Below are 16,676 nucleotides of genomic sequence, written 5' to 3' on the forward strand. Positions count from 1 at the left end.
GTTTGTAGAATAACCACCATCGTATTTGCGATCTTTTACCTGCTGGCTTTGTTTCTGTTCTTGACGGGTACATTTGGCTGGTTGGGACAAGAAAGAGACCCGTTGTCCGGGATGTTCCTTTTGCCATTGGGATTACCCTGGATACTCGTAGCGGAGTGGGTTTCAGAGTCGGCCAAACCGTGGTTCGCGGCGCTTGCACCGGTTCTCAACCTTTTGGCGCTGGTTTTGATTTGCAGATGGGCACGCGGTTCGCGGCAGTAGTGAAGGCTGAGCTCGTTCTCACCAACAGGGAGGAAATCATGGGAATCGTGATCGGACTCGTTCTCGGCGTGGTTGGGGCGATGACCCTGGGTGGCGGTGCCGCGATGGGTGTTGGCGTAGCGACTGGCTTGTCCGCCGGTGTCTGTTCCACATTGAAAGGAGCACAGGCCGAAAACCTGATCACCGCTGAACAAGCGGATCAGATCCTCAATCGCGTTAATTCCGAGATGGCGTCACTGCAAGGAATTGATGCGACGGGCGAGATCGTCGGTAGCGCACAGGCATGCGATGAGTTTCTGTCAAAGTTAAAAGAAGCGAAGTGAAATCCCCTGATCCTAGTTCAAAGAAGGGATTGATTTCTAAAAGAAAGGAACTTTTTGAATGCACTTTGACTTGGCACATGCAGTCGTCACCGTACTACTACTAGTGGCAACACTCTTTGTACTTCAAATGACAGGGATCATTAAAGAAGAGGAACGTCGCAAGTTTAACTGGAAAGTAGTTGTCGCGATGGCCGTTGTTGTCTTCCTGCTGAATTTAGTATGGCCGTACGGACCATGACCTGATGAGCAGCAGGACTCTGAAACCTACTGTTTGTTACCAATTTGCTCTATCCACTGTCGGCAAGCTGCGTTTGATGTGCACAGTGGGCATGTTGACGATGATTGCTTTGAGCGGATCAGCATTCGCGCAAAGTGCGTTTGAGATTGTTCCTGGTCCCTGCGTTGTACCCGTCCCAGATGAAGCAGAAATTGCGTCGGATTTGTCTTGCGGCACGTTTTATGTTCCACAGGACCGCTCTTACCCTAACGATGACTTAATTGGCCTACCTTTCGTCCGTGTCTCCCAAAAAAGGGAAGCGGCAGATCCGCCAGTGTTTATGCTGTCAGGCGGACCCGGATCCTCGCTTTTGACTGAAGGGATTTACGCCGTCTTTTCAGACCCAATGCTCGGCTCGTTGGTCGCGACCCGGGATATCTTTATCCTAGAAGAGCGCGGTTCCAAAAACAGTGTACCTTCTTTGGATTGCACACCCTTCCATCGTCTGCCGTGGCGTGCTGTTGTGGAAGACAAAACCAAATCAGATACAACCAATTGGCTTCGTGACGCTATTCAAACTTGCAAATCTGATGCTGAAGCTGACGGTATTGATTTGACCAAATTCAATAGCTTGCAAATGGCACAGGATTTAGACGCTGCTCGCGAAGCCTTCGGATACGAAAAAATCGCCGTCTACGGTGCGTCTTATGGAACTCTTCTGGCGCAACACTACGCTCGTATGTTTGGCAACAATATTGAAGCTCTCATTCTTGATGGTGCAGAGACGCCCACGACCCAAAACTGGGCAGAGAACCGGGCTGTTGGCGTAGATTTCTCGATTGGGCAACTCGCATCCCAGTGTTCGGCCGAACCAAAATGCGCGGCAGAGTTTGATCTGCTTTCTCTGGTTCAAGAGGGTATTGACCTCTTTCAAGAAGGACCGATCCCAACAACCTATGTGAACCCGAAAGACGAAACAGAGACTTTGACCTTCAGCATCTCGAAACAAAGTTTCGTTGAGTTTGTGTTTGAGCGGCAAAGTGGTCAGATCTCTGTTGGCAGCTTGCCGGCCCTATTGACACTCGTACTTTCCGAAGGCCGAGCGGGTTTGTCTGAAGGGCTCGGCCCAATCATCGGGCAGGCAGCGCTAGAAGCTAGAGACGCACCGGCCGGGAGTCTTGCTTCACTGATGCATTTCTCAGTCGTCTGCTCTGAAGATCCGGTCAACTCAACCGATAAAGTCAAGACAACACCTGACACGAGTGAATATGCTTCGTTGTTTTCAGGGTTGGTAGTTGAACAGTATAAGACTGCGTGTGAGGTTTTGGCGCTTCCAGAGCTTCCAAGGGAAACCGATGAGCCGCTCAGAACCGACGTTCCAACGCTGATACTGACAGGTCAGCTAGATGCGAGAACACCAGCGTTCCTCGCAAACAAGATCGCGGAGTCGCTACCGAACGCGCAACAGTTTGTTTTTCCGTCTGGCACGCATGTCCAACTTGGTGAATTCAACCGTTGCGCGGCTTCACTTATGGTCAAGTTTCTTGCCGACGTTTCAAACGAGGTTTCTGCACCCTGCCTAAACGAACTTGAGCCGGTGAACTTCGTTTTACCAGACGGGTCTTTGTCGAGGGATTAGAAATTCGGGACACGTAGATCTTCATTTGGAAGCTAAGCAACCGAGAAAGGCAAATCTGAAGTTAGAAATATGCCCGCCACAACCTTGGGCCAAACGAAACTATAACGATCATTCAACAGGGGCCAACTGATGAAGCTCAAGATACTCAAACTCCTCACACCCGTCTTCGCAATCGCGGGTACAGCTGCTTTTGCAATATCAGAAGCCGACGATGCGTGTATTGACCATTTGCGGCAGGTGGGAGGACCAGACGGTCAATCAGGTAAGATTGAAAGCTCGCAGTTCTCGGAAGCTGGTACGCTCGTCATGCTACGTGACGCAGGCGGAACGCTTTGGCGCTGCATCGCTTACAAGGATGGAAGCATCGGCGAGATGTCGGTTGTCGAAGCGATGGATGATGGAGGAGGAGCCATGGCAGGCGCAGCCGGGTCTACTGGAAGCCAACGTGTCAAATTTGATTCTGGTTCCACTGGCGCAGAACTAGTCGGTGAACTCGCGCCCGGAGCGTCGCAGCAATACGTTCTGGGTGCCAAAAACGAACAGTTTCTTTACGTCCGCGTTGCTCCGCGAAATGGCTCCTTAGACTACGTTATACGTAACCCCGATGGTACTGAACTGTTGGGATTGATGTCGGCGGACAAAGAGTATCGAGGACAGCTTTGGCAATCTGGTGATCATGTTGTGGAGGTTATCAATCGCAGCAACTCTTCCGTCAACTACAACGTAATTTTCGGAATTGAATAGGTGATCGACTAGAATCCCCGAAACGTATCCCCCATAAAGCTAGGAAAAACAGATGAAATCCAAAGTACTATTTGTGATCGGCATGATGTGCATTTCTGCGCTTGCAGCATGCGATGAGAGTAGCGGTTCGGTAGATGCAAGTGCACCAACTGTGGGCAGCTCTAGCGATCTTTCTTCATTTGAAGGGGCAAGAGCGGGCCAAGCTGAAATGGGTATTCAAAGTCTCGGGTTTGAACTCATCCGAAGCGAAGGGCTGACCTCGTACTGGTTTAACAAAGATACCGGTGCCTGTGCTCGGATCACGACATCCGAGGGAAGGTACTCAGATGTAGCTATGCTGCCATCAGGTGATTGCTAACACATTTTCATCAATCTCCAATCTGAAAGAAGGAGCTCGCACTTGCACTTTGACCTGGCACATGCGGCGGTCATCATCGCCGCTCTAGTTATGACAAATCTGGCTTTGATATCGGCTGGCGTGATCAATGAAGAAAACAAACACCAATGGAACTGGAAAGTTGTTCTAGCCTACTTCGTGGTCATCGTTATCATCAACCTGGTGTGGCCCATTTAAAGTTTCATAACGTTAAGTTAACCGCCCACTTGAAATGGTTATCGTGAACCAGCCCTTTCGAGAGTTTATCAGGTCGGAAGAGTGTAACCATCAAGTGCTCAAGAATAGGAAGGAGCTGGCATGCGGTTTTTGATGTCCCTCATATTCATTGGTGTTTTCGCAACCGCTGCCAATTCTGACGTGACCAGTCGAAACGGCGGCCCAAGCAACAGTCAAATGCTCTCAAAGGGTGGTGACGGAGGCATCGATGGCGTCGCTTTTTTTCGCCCCGTCTTAAGCGGAGTATTGTATCGCTCTGGTTTCAAAGGCGGCGACAAGGAGCGAACGGGCCTAAGTGAAGGTCAACGCGAAACTCTGTGCGGTGAAGGGTTTTCAACCGGGTTCTACGCCGACTTTGGTAAAAACACTGAATACGGTCGCACCAGTTGCGGAAACGGATCCTTTGACTATCAAAGCGCCAGATCCTCCCGACCCGGTGCTGTCATGGCGTCCATACACGAGGTGATTGAAAACCCCGGAAAAGGCCCTGTCCTGGTGCACTGTATGTGGGGCGTTCATTCCTCAGGTGCATTGTCGGCAATGGCGCTCGTTCAGTTCTGCGGTTGGACGGAAGAAAGGGCCAAGGAATATTGGAATGATGCCCGAAACGGGGCCCCATGTTCAGGCGGATGCGACCAGTGGATTGACTCAAAATTCTCCAACTTCAGCGTCGACCCAAAGTTGAAAATCTCCACCGAACAACAGGCCGCGATTTGCCCTAAATGAATCCAGGAGGACTATCCAAATGAAGTTCAATCTTCTGGGGTCACTTGCTCTCATTGCACCCACTGCCTTGTGGGCGAGCGACGATGTTCTCGGTGAAGCCACGACATTTGATAGTCCCAACGGCGTTACTGAACGCTGTATTCGTATCGAAAAAGTTCCAACGGGCGTGTACAAGAACAGCGATCTTGAGGAAGAAACTGCCTATTGCGAGATCGATTTCTATGCCTCCGAAATTGCCATTTGCCCAAAAACCTGGAGCACCAGCCCAGGAATGGCCGTCTACGATATTTCGGAAGGACCTTACGTAGGGAACCGTTCTGAATTCGAGAGAAACGCTTGCAAGGAGGGGAAGGCGGCAAAAGATCTGGCCAAGGACAGGGTGGCTAAATTCAAGTCAACCATGAACCAAAAAGGCACCAGTGGAACTTTTTCCACGTCTTCACTGCTTTACTATCATTTGTCCAGATATTTCGACGCGACTGTAAAAGTTCCAGTCGCCGTTTGGCGTAGCATGGACGCCCAGGCGCATTTTTCCGAGGTCGCCGAGCCTGGCCTTGCGATTTCTGGTGGCTCTCATGGCGGGCGCATGAACCACGAAGGCTGGCGGGTCTTCGCAGCTGCGGATGCTGACCCGAACTCATACCAGCCAACCGACGATCTGTTCACCGCAGATCGAACGCAAATATACGGTGTGCTGCTTGATAGCCCTGGGCATCGATACGGCTCGGAAATCAACGGCACCCGTAAATCTGGTTGGGGGAAAGGTCAGAACCGCGATTTTCAGGAAACTCCTGCTTTCTTGGCTTTGCGTTCTTCAAAACCCTTGCCAGAGGCCATTATAGAGGGCGTCAGGGAAGGTCGAAGAGACCGGATGATCAACAAGGATCTCGGCCCCGATGTCAGCGACCAACAGATGGCATTTTGGATGCAAGAACTTACCGAGATTGTTCTCCTCGATTTCATCTTTAGCCAGCAGGACCGCGTAGGAAACATAGACTTCACACCCTATTGGTATTGGGTCGAAGACGGAAAACTGAAGCAGAAGAAAGCCAAGCACCATGAGCCAAACGATGGAGACGTTCCCGCCGACGCGTTATTGATCCGTCGCAGCAATCTAAACGACAACGATGCCGGCGGGCGTGTCGAGTATGCCAACTTCGCGAAATCTACTCAAATGCTGGAGAAAATTCGCCACTTCTCTCCAAGCACGTACCGGCGCTTGGTTACATTGAATAGTGACCTTCAAACCCAAGGCTCGGTCTATGACTGGCTATCGCAAAGCTTTGGGTTATCAGACAGTCAGATTGCACAAGTTGTCAAAAATACTGCGCTGGCAACGTCCATCCTCCAGAGCAATTGTTCAAATGGCGATTTGATGTTCGACTTGGATCCTGTCGTATTCTTTTTGAGAAACGGCACCGAGGTAGAGGCTGTGGACTGTTATGAACCGTAGGTGTTCTGCTCTTATTGCGGTGTTCATTTGGACCGCTCTGCTCGCCTGCAAAGCGGCGGCATTGGATGTCATCGTCATATCGGATCTGAATGGAAGCTATGGTTCGGTAAAATACGATGCCCGCGTCGACAAGGCGATTGAGCGGATAGTCGAGATTGATCCCGATTTGGTTATTTCGACCGGAGATATGGTTGCGGGACAGCGCATTCCCAACTTGTCCGACAAACAGGTCAGGGAAATGTGGAAGGCGTTTCATGAGGCGGTATCAGATCCTTTAGCGGCTGCCGGAATTCCGTTTGCGGTCACGCCTGGAAACCATGACGCCTCCGCTTACCGAGGGTTCGAGCGCGAAAGAAAAATATACGCAGAAGAATGGGAACCAAGAAAACCAGACGTCGACTTCCTGGTTTCGGATGACTACCCGTTCTTCTACGCGTTTGAGATGCAGGGCGTAACGTTTGCATCTTTGGATGCTACGACCTTAGGGCCGCTATCCGGTGATCAACAGGACCGACTTGTGGAACTGGGTGCAAATGGAGACCCGATTGTGACTTTCAGTCATCTTCCGCTTTGGCCCTTCGCGATCCAGCGCGAACGCGAAATCATCGGTGACTCAACACTTGAGAAAATCTACCTGGAAAGCGGTGTCGTTCTGCACCTGTCAGGCCACCATCATGCCTTCTATCCCGGTTGGAAAGACGGTGTGGCCTACGTCTCTCAAGCTTGTTTGGGAGGTGGTCCGCGTCGGCTTATTGGCGATAGCGCCAGATCGCCTCACAGCTTCACTCATGTTAAGTTCCAGCCGAACGGAGAGTTTGGGATAGCAGTATATCGAGGGCCTGATTTCGAAAGGTCGGTAAACTTCAAGTCGCTCCCGAAAGTGATCAGATCTCCGAATGCTGTTTTGAAACGATTAGACCTTGTGAAATGACTAGAGGTTGAGTTTCAGTTCGACTTTTTCTGGGACCAGATCGTTTACCATCTCTTCTATCCGGGCTTCTGAAAGTCCTCCCGAGGTGATGAAAAGCAATGAGACGCGAGACTTTCCGGGGACGTGGTGTTTTCTGACCAGCTTCCAGCCAGCGTCTGCGGCCATCGCTTCAATGTCACCGCTGACTTTCAATGAGTGTTCTTCATCTGAAGCTTTGAGCGAAACTTCCACGCCCTTGTTTCGCCCTCCGAGCCAAATGAAGCTCCAACACACAATCGCCACCAGCGTGGCCATCAGCGGTAAGCCCAAACCGACGGCAAGACCAAGAACCGTTACGATTATCATTTCGACTGTATCGACCGGATCATCCAGATTGGAGCGGAACCTGAGCAACGCGCCGATGCCAAAAATAACGAAACCAATCATTGACCCATGCTGGACCACCAGGAATCCCACAGCCATTCCAATTAGCGCGTAAAGGAAGAACAGTCTGGGCATAACCAGATCGCTGACACTTCGGCGCGCTTTACGTCGTACGGGATGATAGACAATCAATGCGGTCAAAATGATAGTTACAATGACGTCTAGCGTGAAGAAGTAGAGTTCCTGCTTACCGCGGAACTGAGTCCAGCCTCGCTCAATCACTATCTCTGACTCGGACGTTCCCGCAAGCAAGGAAGCAGGATCAATCTGGGAATAGCTAACACTAGGCAAAAGCACCGCCAAAAGGACCGATACTATCGAAAACAGCTTACTCAAAAGTCTTTCCCTCCCGCTGTACCGTCGAATAGTCGCTGCGAAGTGAGTAACTTGACGCAATCGTTCCAAACCTCGCGATGAAGCCGCACTCCCATAGACTAATTCAACCTTATGAATTTGGTTCCGGTAAAGCCTTGCGGGATGAAACATCAAACTTCCGCCAAATACTGTGTTAGGTTGGACAACATCGATTTTTGATCGAGTATGAACTAAGTCCAAAAGAACGCAGGTTTTACTCGAATGAACCAGCCAAATGATCGGCACAAACGAAGAGTTGCGAAGGTAATTTGCGTAAGCCTTGCTGTGGTCGCCAACGCTTTGGCGTTAACGAGCCCAGTGAGAGCGCAGACTGATATGTTGGAACTTATTGAGTCTTACAAAGTTGCAGATAAATCAGCGGGCTTTTCTGAGCCATCCGGATTGTCGCTTTCAAGTGTTCATGGATTCTTGTGGGCAGTAAGCGATGAAGCATCGAAGCTGCACCTTCTAGGAGTAAATGGAGGGCTAAAGAGTTCGTTCAAACTTCCAGAATATCTGGGCGCAGACTTGGAAGGTGTCGCGGGAAGAAAGGATGGGTCTGTATTGCTGTTACAAGAAACTGACCGATCTATCGTAACGGTCCAACCTACAGAACCAATCAAAATCAATTCTACTCCAATTTCTTCACTCAGGGGCTACGGCAAAGTTGCTGAAATGCTTGCTGAGAACCCTTTGAACAAGGGGCCAGAAGGGATCACTGTAGATCAAGACTCTGGGCAAGTATTCGTAGTCATTGAGGGTCAACCAAGACTGCTGCTCATCATTTCGCCAGAGATTGATGAGATTGTCGAAGCAGTTCCACTAACGGCTCAGGCTGGTTTCGTTTCATCTCGTGCCGACGATGACGAACTAGACATCAGCGGGATCGCCTGGTCCGGCCAGACTAAGTCTTTATGGATACTCAGCGATGAAGGGCGCCGAATTTTTGTTTTTGATCCTGAAGTTCAAACGGTCAAAACTATCGACTTAGTTTACTCCAAAAAGGATGAAGTAAAGGGAGTGAAGAACCCTGAGGGGATAGCTTTGGATGAAAGTGGTGGCGTTCTCTACATCTTGACCGATGATGAAAAAAAGTCACGCCTCTACGCATTTGTTTTACCGCAAGTTTGATTCCCGAAACAAACTCGCATTGGCTTGTCGCATTCAATTGTACAAAAAGGAAATGGCCACCTCTTCCCGCATCTCGGGAATTGCGAATTCCAGTATCGAATGTCCGGTTTGGGCTGACTGCGGTCCTTTGAATTAAGAATGCGGATGGCTGCAAAGTCCGCAAAACGGTCATTAAGACAGAACGCAGCGAACGGCTGCTCTGAGCTCGAAGCGGTCATTCAAGAAAAAAGTTGCGTAAATTGCAATGCTCGATTCATAGCATTTCCCATCAGACTTCAGGCATTTCGCTGTCCGGAGATTTGCGGCTCTGCTGGGCCATGTCGTGGCGTCGGCGAGCGCACTTCAGGAATCCAAATGTCAAGGCGCGCAAAAGATTGTTTTTTGTGTTATTAACTGTGGATGTTTCAAATGCCGGGGGAACTCTATGGAACCGACTGAGCAAACTGTGGACAACGGCGTCAACGTTGGCGCACTTCTCGAAGCACGTGAAGCACTGACTGCCACGCCGGAAGCCGCAAGGTTCAAGTGGCGCGCCGACTGCGAATGGAAGAATGGCACGCACAGCCACTCAAGCGTCGAAAGCTTCTTCGGCCTCGGCGAAGAGCAGCGGCACCGCAAGGTGTTTACATTCAATTCGGATCATCCGGAGCTGTTCGCCTCCGAGGACCATGGAGCGACACCGGTTGAGTACGTGCTGGTGGGACTTGCCAGTTGCCTGACTGCAGGCATAGCCGCGGTTGCGCAACACCGAGGAATCCAGCTGCGCTCGGTGAAGGCGACACTTGAAGGTGACATGGATGTGCAGGGTATTCTCGGGATCGATTCCGATGTCCGAAATGGCTTTGACGGCATCAATGTGATTTATCAAATCGATGCCGACGCAAGCCGTGAGGATATCAAGGCGCTGGTGGCGCAATCGCAAAAGCGCTCGGCAGTCTTCGACATCATCACGAATCCGACGAATGTCTCGGTGACTGTGAAGTAGCGGGCCGGGCCTTAGAAGCATTCGATGTCTGATCGCCTGACCACAGTCGTCGTGATCGGCGCCGGCCACGCCGGGCTTGCCATGAGCCGATGCGTCGCCGAGCGCGGTATCGATCACGTTGTTCTTGAACGTGGCGAGGTGGCGAATTCTTGGCGAACCGAACGCTGGGATTCGCTTCGTCTGCTGACGCCGAACTGGTGCAGCCGGCTGCCCGGTTACGCATATGGCGGCGACGATCCCGACGGCTACATGAACATGGCTCAGGTGATCGACTTCATTGGCGAGTATGCCACTGTAATCTCGGCCCCGGTGGAGACGGGTACGACGGTAACCTCAGTTCGGGAGGCAGACCCCGGCTTTCGGGTCGAGACCGATCGCGGGGCCTGGCACTGTCGCGCCGTTGTCCTGGCTTCGGGCGCCTGTAACATTCCGGCTGTTCCGAAGCTGGCAGGTGACCTTCCCAATGATATCCTGTCGATCGACACCAAGACTTACCGCAGACCTTCAGACCTGCCGGACGGGGGTGTCATGGTGGTCGGCGGATCGGCGACCGGCACACAGCTTGCCCGCGAGATTCACCGTTCCGGGCGGCCCGTGGTCCTTTCAACTGGCGAACATGTACGTCTGCCACGGGTCTATCGGGGCCGTGATATTCTATGGTGGATGGATGCCTGCGGGCTGCAGGACGAGACCTATTTCGAGGTCGAGGATCTCGAACGCGCGCGCACCGTGCCCTCGCTGCAATTGACGGGCACAGACACGCGCGACACGTTGGATCTGAATGCGCTGACGGATGAAGGGGTCAGGCTGGTTGGCAAGCTTGCAGGCCTGCGCGACGGCTCAGCGCTGTTCTCCGGTTCGCTTAGTAACGTCTGTGCGTTGGCCGATCTCAAGATGAACCGGCTTCTCACGACCGTTGATGAATGGGCCACCGAAGCAGGACTGGACAGCACGATGCCCGATCCGCACCGGTTCGAGGCAACCCGCGTACCGAATCGTCCGCCGCTAACCATGAAACTGCGTGCCGAGGGGATCCGCTCGATCGTCTGGGCGACAGGCTACCGCCCCGACTATTCCTGGCTGCATGTCCCTGTCTTCGACCGCAAGGGCCGGGTCCGACACAACGGTGGCGTGGTTGATTGGCCGGGAATGTACCTGATGGGAATGCAGTTTCTGCGCCGACGTAAGTCCTCGCTGATCGATGGGGCCGGGGAAGATGCGTACGATCTGGCTGCCCATTTGGCAGACTGGCTGGACGGGCGCGTGCAATCGGCCTGAGCGCTATTCCGGAAGACCAGCCAGGTGAAGGCTGTCAATCAACTCGTCGACGAGTTTTGGGTCAACGAACATAGGGTTCTTGCGAACGGCACTGAGCGAATAGCGGGGGATATCGGCCAGAAGTTGGTCGATGGCGCGCTTCGCCTCATCCATCCGACCGAGCCGGGCGTTCGCGCAGGCCAGAGTGACCAGCGCACCGAATAAACCGGGGTCGCTTTGCAGTCCCCGGTTCGAGAGATCGATGGCCTTTTCGTATTCGCCACGGAAGAAATAACCGTGACCAATCGCATCGAGCAACCAGCTACCCCGGAAGTCCCGTGGCGTGCTTTTGAGCGCTGTCTGACAAGCCTTGATGCCCTCTTCGAGTTCGCCGCACATGATCAACGAATGTCCGAGTACGGCGTGGCCCTCGGCATAGTAAGGATTAAGCTCGATCGCGCGCCGGGCAGAGGTCACGGCGTCCTTCGCCTTGCCAGTGTACATCAGAACACAGCCAAGTGCCTGGTTCGCTTCGGGGCTTGCCGGTGCCATCCGAATGGCTCTGTTGGCGAGGTCCAGTGCCCGGCGGAAACCCTCTCGCGCCGGCCGCGTCCAGCCATGAGTTGCCATCTGCCCATGGCAGAGTGCCAACAGTCCATAGGACATAACGAAATCCGGCTCCAGTTCGATTGCCTTGTCGAGGTGTGTGATCGCCTCCTCCAGCGCCTGCTTGGTCATTGTGAAATAGCCGCGCAGTGCCAGCAGATAGCGGTCCCATGCGGTGTGGTCCTGGTTTTGCTTCAGCAAGACATTCGATACTTCAGCTTGCATTATTTCCGGTCCGAGCGTCGACGCGATACGCGTAACGACATCGTCCTGAGCCTCGAACGGATCTGCCATGTCTGCATCCAGCATGTCGGCCCAGACGTGGCCCTGACGCTCTGTCTCGATCAACTGGACGTTCACCCGCGCCCGCTTGTCGGCCGAGCGAACGCTGCCTTCGAGCACATAGCGAACGCCAAGTTCCCGTCCGACGCGTTTCACGTCAACAGGCTGGCCCTGATATCGGAAGGCGGCATTGCGCGCAGCCACAAACAACCAGTCAAAACGCGACAGCCCGGTCGTCAGATCCTCGCTGACACCGTCGCAAAAATATCGCTGATCGGAATCGCCCGACAGATTGTCTAATGGCAAGATTGCGATCGACGGTCGGACCGTCACGGCCGACGCCGCAGTCGCAAACGGCATCGTGATGCTTCCGGCTGGCTTCACCTGATAGACCCGGACCGGCTCGGCGATGTTTTTGACAGTCTGTTCACCGAGGTCTTCGAATTTGACGTCGACTTTGCTCTTGACCTGGTCGTAGACCGAACCGGCGATGCATATGCCGCCCGGATCTGCGATTGCCTCAAGCCGGGCCGCGATATTGACGCCGTCGCCGAAGATGTCGCCGCGATCGATGATGATGTCGCCCAGATTGATGCCGATGCGAACCAAGATGGCCTTGGCCTGGGGCAGATCGGCATTGCGTCTTGAAAATCCCGCCTGGATATCAATTCCGCACTCAACGGCATCGACGACGCTTTGGAACTCGACGAGCGCGCCATCTCCCATCAGCTTGACAACGCGCCCACTGTGGCCTGACACCGAGGGATCCAGGATAGACTTCTGGCAGTCCAGCAGGGCGGCATATGTTTCAACTTCATCCGCCGCCATTAGTCGGCCGTAACCAACGACGTCGACCGCAAGAATCGCCGATAGCCTTCTTCGAACTCGTTCCTGAGACATCCAACCGCGCCATAGCTGTTCGAACCACAATAATCTGGAGATCGACTGGATGCCAACCAATCATTCCAAGCCTGTCTGATGGTTCACTCTGGAAATTCGCGAGGAACATACAGAATCTGCAAAAGCAATTTGTAACTTCTGAAGCCATCGCCGCCGTGCTCAATGTACGACGACGGCTTTGTCCGCATAGCAGTCGTTCACGCCAGATGCAGCGTACGAGTGCACCGAGCCCAACGCAGACCAGCACCAAAATCCATAATTTTCTCGCACCGGCGATAGCTTCAAACGTCGGTCAGTTTTACCATAGTAGCAGGCTTGTTTTTTGCGCCTCGAAACCTTTTGGCGTCGGAAAAAGCGAGCGCATCCTGGCAACAAGTTCGATCTCACCATCCAGCATCTTTCGGACAGTGTTTAACCAGTTATTGAAAGTTTCAGATTCCCAATGATCCTGGACCGCGGCTTCGTTCCTGAACACTTCGTAGAAATAGAAACGATTTGGGTTTGTTTCATCCACCATAATATGAAACTGAAAGACTTCGGGTTCTTCACTGACAACATTTTGCGCTTGGAAGATGCTGGCGTCCAAAAAGGGCTGCCGATACTCAGGTTTTACGTTGATCACGAAGAACCCACCAAACATTGCATCTTCCATATTTGTCTCCCTCATTGATCTAAAAGCGGCGAAGGTCGCAAAACACACCTGTCCTGCTGAATGGCGTTAACCTACAGCACTGCGATACCCATGAACCTAAGCGGGTATCCTTTCTTTATCTGCTTCACCCCATCCTAGCGCGCGTGCAAGTTCGTGTGACATTGTGGTAAGTGTCTGCCCAATATTTTCTCGCCTCGAAGGTGTAAACACCCGAAGAGACGCCGTAGCGCCGATTGAAAGCGTCGCACCGACACCAGTTTTAGTCAGCGTTGTTGCGACAGAACTGATTCCGCGCTCGAGCTCTTCAACACATTCGGCATACCCTTTGGCTCGAATGACATCGAGTTCCGCGGCCAGTTCCTTTGGGTCTGTAATCGTGCGATCTGTGTACCGCTTAAGCTGCCCATCCAATCGGTCTAGAGACAGCAGCTCAGGCGACACGGCGGCGATTGCCTTGGCGCAAGAGCACGCGTGCATTGGTCGTTTGCCCATACCTGGATGAAGAAAAGACACGCCCGTCTGCGGTGTCTCCACATGAATAATCTCAACCCAATGGCCCCGTAGCCGAGACAAGAAAAACGCAGCGCCGTAGTCATTCGCGGCACCAGAGAGGACAGGCGCAATCACTTGCAAAAGAGCGGGATCAGAGTGATCGCTCAACGTGATACGCTTTAGCCTAATCCCAATCGCGAACTCACCACGAGTTGGTGATTCAAGGAGGCCAGACAAAACAAGGTCTTGAACCAGCCTGTAGGCCGTCGGTTTAGGTATATCGGACTGAGCACAGATATCCGCTACGGACGCACGTCCTTTTTGACCCACGATTTCCAAAATCAGCGCTAATCGTTCGAGATGCATTTTTCTCACTTTATGATAACTAAGTTTTCGATATACGATACAATTTAGGGAATCAAGGGAGGAGCACTCGATGGATGGACAATGCTGTGGACCGGGCTTCAAAAGTCCGCAAGAAGCCATCAAAGCCCCCCGAGAAAAGCTACTCTACACGATCGCCATCTACACCGGGACAGGGATCCAGAAACCTGATTACCTTGCTACAGTGGATGTCGACTCTGACAGCCCGACCTATTCTCAGGTAATACATAGGCTGGAAATGCCGGGGATTGGGGACGAGCTTCACCACATGGGGTGGAACGCCTGTTCGTCCTGTCACGACGACGGCTCGATGTCCCGCAAATACCTGATCTTGCCGGGCGTACGCTCTAACAACCTTCACATCGTTGATACAGCCACTGACCCGCGTGCGCCGCGGTTGCATAAGATCATCGACGGGGCCGAGATCAAGGCCAAGGCAGATTTATCGGGCCCGCATACGGTGCATTGTTTGGGCTCGGAAATCATCATTTCCTTCCTTGGAAATGCCAAGGGTGAGGCTCCTGGAGGCTATCTGCATCTCGACAAAGAGTTCAACATCGTCGGTCGCTGGGAAACCTCGATGGGCGATATCAAATTCGGCTATGACTTCTGGTACCAACCACGCCACAACGTGATGGTCAGTTCAGAATGGGCTGCGCCCAATACCTTCATGCCAGGCTTCGATCTGGAAGAAGTTGGCCATCTGAAATATGGGCGGGAGCTGCATTTTTGGGATTTTGAAAAGCGCGAACCGGTCGAAAGCTTCTATTTGGGTGAAGACGGGCTGTTGCCACTGGAAGTCAAGTTCCACCATGACCCCGACAGCACGCATGGGTTCTGTGGCGCAGCTCTTTCGACCAATGTGATCCATTGGTGGCAAGACGATGCTAAAAAGTGGCAGTGGGAAAAGATCATCGATGTCGAAAACGAGATGCACCCCGAATGGCCGATCCCGTTGCCAGGGGTGATGTCGGCGATCCTGATCTCGATGGACGACAAATACTTGTACCTGAACAACTGGCTGCATGGAGATATGCGCCAGTATGACATCACCGATCCGCATAATCCCAAGCTGACCGGCCAAGTGTTTATGGGGGGCCTTTTGGGTAAAGCTCCGATCGTTAACGGGGTCGAGGTCGCGGGTGGTCCGCAAATGTTCCAGCTCTCTCTCGACGGACGAAGGCTTTATGTCACGACCTCGCTGTTCTCGACTTGGGACAATCAGTTCTATCCCGAGATCCGCGAAAAGGGCGGGGTTATGGTGATGATCGATTGCGACCCTGAAAACGGTGGCATGAAGATCAATAAGGATTTCATTGTGGACTTTGGCGCAGAACCGAATGGTCCATCGCGCTGTCACGAGAGCCGGTATCCGGGCGGTGATTGTACAAGCGACATCTGGCTATGACTACGTATACCGTGACGATCGCGAACAGAGATGGCGCGCAATATTGTGTGGATGCGCGGCGTGCACTTTTGGAAACGCTGAGAGAACAAGGCGTCGACTTGCCTTTTGGGTGCAAGTATGGCGGCTGCATTACCTGCGCAGCAAAACTAAAGACTGGCGCGATCGATCAACGCCGACAGGTTGCGCTGAATAATCGGCAAATCGCGAACGGCTATGTGATCCTTTGCGTCGCGCGTCCGACATCCGACATCACGCTTGAGATCGGGGTCGAGAGCCATGACAAGCTGTACCGCAATCCGTTTCTCGACGCTCTCAAACCCCACGAACTCAAGGCTGACATTGCGACGCCGAAGGAAGGTTAACCGATGCCCGAAGCAGATATTGACCGCATCTACGATTACGACCCTAAATACCTCGCCGACATCCTGCAGTCGGTTAAAACCATTGCAATGGTGGGGGCTAGCGCGGACAAAACGAAATTCAGCTATGGCGTTCTGCGACAGCTGAGTGAAATCGGCTATGATATTCTACCGGTGAATCCTAACCCGAATGTTTCGGAAATTAGAGGGCTCAAGGTCTACCACTCGCTGGAAGAGATCGACAAAAATGTTGATATGGTTGACGTTTTTCGCCCGAAGGAAGAGTTTTATGCCTTTGCCGAGAAGGCTATCGCAATCGGGGCAAAAGTTCTTTGGGGTCAAATCGGTGTGTACGACGACAAAGCAGCGCAACTCGCCGAAGCGGCGGGCCTTAAAGTCGTGATGAACCGATGCCCCAAGATTGAACTCTTCCGCCCGTTTTGGAAGCCGCGCCTGGACCTAAAGATATGATGGAAATTCGATTGGTAGCGACCTCCTCAGCATCCAATAATGGTGCCAATTGAAATACTGTGCTT

At 52.7% G+C, this 16,676-nt stretch carries 18 protein-coding genes; 14 read left to right on the forward strand and 4 right to left on the reverse strand.

Annotation, left to right across the window (positions count from 1 at the left end; all coding sequences use genetic code 11):
• The first annotated feature begins 155 nt into the window (after positions 1–155).
• From ACR0DB_RS08925 to ACR0DB_RS08960, 8 genes are all read left to right on the forward strand, one after another.
• Positions 156–584 carry a hypothetical protein gene (locus ACR0DB_RS08925; RefSeq protein ID WP_480550246.1) on the forward strand — a complete coding sequence of 143 codons (429 nt, stop codon included), beginning with the start codon at positions 156–158 and terminating at the stop codon, positions 582–584.
• A gap of 242 nt (positions 585–826) precedes the next feature.
• Positions 827–2,440, forward strand: a complete 1,614-nt coding sequence (locus tag ACR0DB_RS08930; protein ID WP_480550248.1) for an alpha/beta fold hydrolase — start codon at positions 827–829, stop codon at positions 2,438–2,440.
• Between the two features lie 129 nt (positions 2,441–2,569).
• Complete coding sequence (locus ACR0DB_RS08935) at positions 2,570–3,184, forward strand: hypothetical protein (protein WP_480550250.1); 615 nt, start codon at positions 2,570–2,572, stop codon at positions 3,182–3,184.
• 52 nt (positions 3,185–3,236) lie between these two features.
• On the forward strand, positions 3,237–3,542 hold the full coding sequence (locus tag ACR0DB_RS08940) for a hypothetical protein (protein WP_480550252.1): 306 nt from the start codon (positions 3,237–3,239) through the stop codon (positions 3,540–3,542).
• 42 nt (positions 3,543–3,584) lie between these two features.
• Positions 3,585–3,758, forward strand: a complete 174-nt coding sequence (locus tag ACR0DB_RS08945; protein ID WP_171210277.1) for a hypothetical protein — start codon at positions 3,585–3,587, stop codon at positions 3,756–3,758.
• 120 nt (positions 3,759–3,878) lie between these two features.
• Entirely contained in the window at positions 3,879–4,523 is a 645-nt protein-coding gene (locus ACR0DB_RS08950; RefSeq protein ID WP_171129927.1) for a protein-tyrosine phosphatase family protein, read from the forward strand.
• A 19-nt stretch (positions 4,524–4,542) separates the two neighbouring features.
• On the forward strand, positions 4,543–5,976 hold the full coding sequence (locus ACR0DB_RS08955) for a hypothetical protein (protein ID WP_480550254.1): 1,434 nt from the start codon (positions 4,543–4,545) through the stop codon (positions 5,974–5,976).
• 61 nt (positions 5,977–6,037) lie between these two features.
• On the forward strand, positions 6,038–6,907 hold the full coding sequence (locus tag ACR0DB_RS08960) for a metallophosphoesterase family protein (RefSeq protein WP_480550256.1): 870 nt from the start codon (positions 6,038–6,040) through the stop codon (positions 6,905–6,907).
• Here the strand turns inward: ACR0DB_RS08960 and ACR0DB_RS08965 are convergent, their stop codons facing one another.
• Complete coding sequence (locus ACR0DB_RS08965; RefSeq protein ID WP_480550258.1) at positions 6,908–7,666, reverse strand: hypothetical protein; 759 nt, start codon at positions 7,664–7,666, stop codon at positions 6,908–6,910.
• A gap of 354 nt (positions 7,667–8,020) precedes the next feature.
• On the opposite strand from ACR0DB_RS08965, the gene ACR0DB_RS08970 reads away from it, so the two are divergent.
• The 3 genes from ACR0DB_RS08970 (at position 8,021) to ACR0DB_RS08980 (ending at position 11,078) form a co-directional block, all read left to right on the forward strand.
• Complete coding sequence (locus ACR0DB_RS08970; protein WP_480550260.1) at positions 8,021–8,815, forward strand: SdiA-regulated domain-containing protein; 795 nt, start codon at positions 8,021–8,023, stop codon at positions 8,813–8,815.
• Positions 8,816–9,239: 424 nt separating this feature from the next.
• Entirely contained in the window at positions 9,240–9,800 is a 561-nt protein-coding gene (locus ACR0DB_RS08975; protein ID WP_480550262.1) for an OsmC family protein, read from the forward strand.
• 24 nt (positions 9,801–9,824) lie between these two features.
• A complete protein-coding gene (locus ACR0DB_RS08980) occupies positions 9,825–11,078 on the forward strand; it encodes an NAD(P)-binding domain-containing protein (protein ID WP_480550264.1) in 1,254 nt (417 codons plus the stop codon).
• Between the two features lie 3 nt (positions 11,079–11,081).
• On the opposite strand, the gene ACR0DB_RS08985 is transcribed toward ACR0DB_RS08980, so the two are convergent.
• The 3 genes from ACR0DB_RS08985 to ACR0DB_RS08995 form a co-directional block, all read right to left on the reverse strand.
• Positions 11,082–12,845 carry an adenylate/guanylate cyclase domain-containing protein gene (locus ACR0DB_RS08985; RefSeq protein WP_480550265.1) on the reverse strand — a complete coding sequence of 588 codons (1,764 nt, stop codon included), beginning with the start codon at positions 12,843–12,845 and terminating at the stop codon, positions 11,082–11,084.
• Between the two features lie 298 nt (positions 12,846–13,143).
• Positions 13,144–13,497, reverse strand: coding sequence for a putative quinol monooxygenase (locus ACR0DB_RS08990; protein WP_170789612.1), 354 nt, complete (start codon positions 13,495–13,497; stop codon positions 13,144–13,146).
• Positions 13,498–13,593: 96 nt separating this feature from the next.
• The gene (locus tag ACR0DB_RS08995) at positions 13,594–14,355 is read right to left on the reverse strand and encodes an IclR family transcriptional regulator (RefSeq protein WP_480550266.1); all 762 of its coding nucleotides are present in this window, start codon (positions 14,353–14,355) and stop codon (positions 13,594–13,596) included.
• 70 nt (positions 14,356–14,425) lie between these two features.
• Between ACR0DB_RS08995 and ACR0DB_RS09000 the strand changes: the two genes are divergently transcribed.
• The 3 genes from ACR0DB_RS09000 to ACR0DB_RS09010 are packed head-to-tail and all read left to right on the forward strand — an operon-like array spanning position 14,426 to position 16,611.
• Positions 14,426–15,781 carry a selenium-binding family protein gene (locus tag ACR0DB_RS09000; RefSeq protein ID WP_480550268.1) on the forward strand — a complete coding sequence of 452 codons (1,356 nt, stop codon included), beginning with the start codon at positions 14,426–14,428 and terminating at the stop codon, positions 15,779–15,781.
• The gene (locus tag ACR0DB_RS09005; protein ID WP_480550270.1) at positions 15,778–16,143 is read left to right on the forward strand and encodes a 2Fe-2S iron-sulfur cluster-binding protein; all 366 of its coding nucleotides are present in this window, start codon (positions 15,778–15,780) and stop codon (positions 16,141–16,143) included. The genes ACR0DB_RS09000 and ACR0DB_RS09005 overlap by 4 nt, the downstream gene beginning before the upstream one ends.
• Before the next feature lie 3 nt (positions 16,144–16,146).
• Positions 16,147–16,611, forward strand: coding sequence for a CoA-binding protein (locus ACR0DB_RS09010; protein ID WP_170789616.1), 465 nt, complete (start codon positions 16,147–16,149; stop codon positions 16,609–16,611).
• Positions 16,612–16,676: the final 65 nt, after the last annotated feature.

The organism is Ruegeria sp. AB6 (assembly GCF_056542685.1).